At 47.6% G+C, this 2,839-nt stretch carries 5 protein-coding genes; all 5 read left to right on the top strand.

Annotated elements, in window-relative coordinates:
- The first annotated feature begins 167 nt into the window (after positions 1-167).
- Positions 168-386 (top strand): DUF3285 domain-containing protein, encoded by a 219-nt coding sequence (locus H6S82_RS27510; RefSeq protein WP_190474455.1) that lies wholly within the window; start codon positions 168-170, stop codon positions 384-386.
- An 11-nt stretch (positions 387-397) separates the two neighbouring features.
- A complete protein-coding gene (gene ybeY / locus H6S82_RS27505; RefSeq protein WP_190474453.1) occupies positions 398-898 on the top strand; it encodes an rRNA maturation RNase YbeY in 501 nt (166 codons plus the stop codon).
- 149 nt (positions 899-1,047) lie between these two features.
- Positions 1,048-1,503, top strand: a complete 456-nt coding sequence (locus tag H6S82_RS27500; RefSeq protein WP_199315606.1) for a diacylglycerol kinase family protein — start codon at positions 1,048-1,050, stop codon at positions 1,501-1,503.
- A gap of 23 nt (positions 1,504-1,526) precedes the next feature.
- The gene (locus tag H6S82_RS27495; RefSeq protein ID WP_190474449.1) at positions 1,527-2,114 is read left to right on the top strand and encodes an aminodeoxychorismate/anthranilate synthase component II; all 588 of its coding nucleotides are present in this window, start codon (positions 1,527-1,529) and stop codon (positions 2,112-2,114) included.
- Positions 2,115-2,383: 269 nt separating this feature from the next.
- Positions 2,384-2,839 (top strand): MBL fold metallo-hydrolase (locus H6S82_RS27490; RefSeq protein WP_191057050.1); only part of this gene is annotated, 456 nt, incomplete at its 3' end.

Genomic DNA, 2,839 nt, shown 5'->3' with positions numbered 1-2,839 from the left:
CCCCCACTCCATAAGCTCTCCCACTCCCCCACTCCATAAGCTTTCCTGCTCCCCTGCTCCTCCTGCTAAACTACTAACTGCTAAACAAACTGTTACATTTATAGGAAGAATTTTTTCCCTCTATTGTCTAAAATCTAAAATCCTCTTATCTAGAATCCAAAATTCCCATGAGCCAATCATCTTCAGCAACCGAAGTCTCGGAACAAACAGAAACCGAAACCGCAACAGCCTCAGCATCAGCGTCTGCGACCGAACCTCAACCCAGTTACGTCAAACTGGCAATGCGTAACATGGTGCGAAAGCGGGGTACTTCCTTAAAACATTTTGTACTGACAACCGTTGCCTTGCTGAGCGTCCTCATCGGTCTTTCCTACCTAACTCGCTGAGAGGAAGAGGTGTGGAAGTAGAAGTAAGCGTACAGGATTGTTTGGAAACATCTTCCCAGTCAACGGGAATTAGTGCCGACACCTGGCAAACTTGGTTCCATGCTTGGTTGGAAACTTTGCAACCGGATATCTCCCCAAGCCAAAGCTACGAACTGAGTCTCCGTTTGACTGACGATGCAGAAATTCAGACACTCAACTCCCAGTACCGCCACCAAAATAAGCCGACAGACGTTCTGGCTTTTGCGGCTTTGGAGGTAGACTCTCCCCAGCTAGATGAAATGTGGGAGTCCCTACCTTTGTATATCGGTGATATAGTAATTTCCGTCGATACCGCCCAGCGACAGGCTCAACAGCAGGGCTATCCTTTGCAAATCGAGCTAGCTTGGTTAGCCGCTCACGGTTTGCTTCATCTTCTCGGCTGGGATCATCCGGACGAAGAGAGCTTGAATAGGATGCTGCTGGCTCAAGCTACTTTGCTGGAATCCATCGGCCTAAACATTCAAACTGGATAAACTTCCAGTTAGCTCGTGCAGAGGTTACGATGGGGTGATTAAATTATTCCTTTTGTCGCTGTGTGCAAATGAAATTTAATGAACAGCTGAGTTCATCAAAAAAAACAAAGTCCCAAAGCCGTAAAGTTACAGCTACCAATTCCCTGTCTATGCCTAGCGAACTCTCGACAGAGACTTCCAACCAAAGCGATCGCGTTGCACAGCGAGACCGAGAGTTGGCATGGCAGGTTGCCACTAGCTTACTGATCAGTTTCAAATATGCTTGGGCGGGACTGAGTTACGCTTTTAAAACCCAGCGCAACTTTCGCATTCATGTGATTATCGGTGCTGTGGCGATCGGCCTGAGCATTTTCCTAAACTTAAGCCGTGCGGAAATATCTCTGATCGGAGTAACTATTGGGTTAGTTCTGGCAATGGAGTTATTGAATACGGCAATTGAGTCTGTGGTTGACTTGACCGTTAAGCAGACTTATCATGAGCTAGCCAAAATAGCTAAAGACTGCGCCGCCGGTGCTGTCTTAATTTCAGCCCTGGCAGCTGTGCTGGTGGCTCTTGCGCTGCTATTGCCGCCGGCGATCGCTCTGTTGCAATCGACCTGGCGCTAGAACAATAGTCGGGAGTAGAAAATTTGATTATTGTCATCGATAATTACGACAGTTTTACCTACAATCTGGTTCAGTATCTCGGAGAACTCGGCGCTGAGTTTCCCGTAGCAGCCGATATTCAGGTTTACCGCAACGATCGAATTACCCTAGAGAAAATTAAAGAACTACAACCGGCTGGTGTGGTGATTTCTCCTGGGCCAGGGCGACCCGAAGATGCGGGAATTTCTCCGGAAATAATTAGAGATCTGGGCCCCAACCTCCCTATTTTAGGAGTTTGCTTGGGTCATCAAGGCATCGGTCTGGTGTTTGGCGGTAAAATCGTTTCTGCTCCAGAATTAATGCACGGTAAAACTTCTCAGGTGCATCATACTGGTGTGGGCGTTTTCGAGGAAGTGGAAAATCCGCTTTTGGCAACGCGCTATCACAGTTTGGTAATTGACCGGGAAACTTGTCCGGAAGTGTTGGAAATTACAGCTTGGGTGGAGGATGGCACGATTATGGGGGTGCGACATCGCCACTATCCGCATATTGAAGGGGTGCAATTTCACCCAGAAAGTATTTTGACCACTTCTGGGAAACAGTTACTGAGAAATTTTCTGAAGAGACTTTGAGATTGCGATAATCGATCGCTTTGGGGCTTAACCAAACAGATTCTTGATAACAACAAAGCCAATCCAGATGAAAAAATAAAATTCCCCAGTGCGATTGACGTACACAAATGGTTAGTGGCACTTGTTAAACCAAATAATCCCTGGTATTACGAAGTCTCTAAATGCTCTCCTCAGTATGCTTTGCGGCAGATGAGGGAGGCATGGGATAGATGCTTCAAGAAAGTATCGGGTGTACCTCGGTTTAAGGTTAGCGTTTTTGGAGCGGAAGGATGAAACGGCGACAATTGATGCGCTACACGGGAGCGAGTTTGCTCGCAGCTGTAGGAACTACCTGGGTTTCGGGATTTCAAATTGTCAGGGCGCAAACAGGGGGGTCGCTGTCGATCCAGTGGCTGGGCCACACTTGCTTTTTGTTTACTGGTAGTAACCAGCGCATTTTAGTCAATCCATTTCGGACGGTGGGTTGCACGGCGGGATATCGATCGCCTAAAGTACCATCGGATGTGGTATTGATTAGCAGTCAGTTATTCGATGAAGGCTCGGTGGAAGGATTGCCCGGTAATCCTAAGATAATTTACGAGCCCGGTGTCTACAAGTACAACAGCTTACAGTACCAAGGCATTACGACAAACCACGACAAGTTTGGCGGACGCCGTTTCGGTACAAATACTGCATGGCGTTGGACTCAGGCAGGAGTTAATATTCTGCATATGGGGGGAGCGGCA

This window comes from Planktothrix sp. FACHB-1355, from assembly GCF_014748295.1.
In the GTDB taxonomy this organism is placed as follows: Bacteria; Cyanobacteriota; Cyanobacteriia; order Cyanobacteriales; family Aerosakkonemataceae; genus Aerosakkonema; species Aerosakkonema funiforme_A.
Note: the sequence above shows the minus strand (reverse complement) of the source record. Positions and strands in the feature narration are given on the sequence as shown.

Excerpts from the sequence above, each read along its gene's own strand:
- H6S82_RS27510 (WP_190474455.1), top strand. The coding sequence starts at position 168 with ATGAGCCAATCATCTTCAGCAACCGAAGTCTCGGAACAAACAGAAACC.
- H6S82_RS27500 (WP_199315606.1), top strand. The coding sequence starts at position 1,048 with ATGCCTAGCGAACTCTCGACAGAGACTTCCAACCAAAGCGATCGCGTT.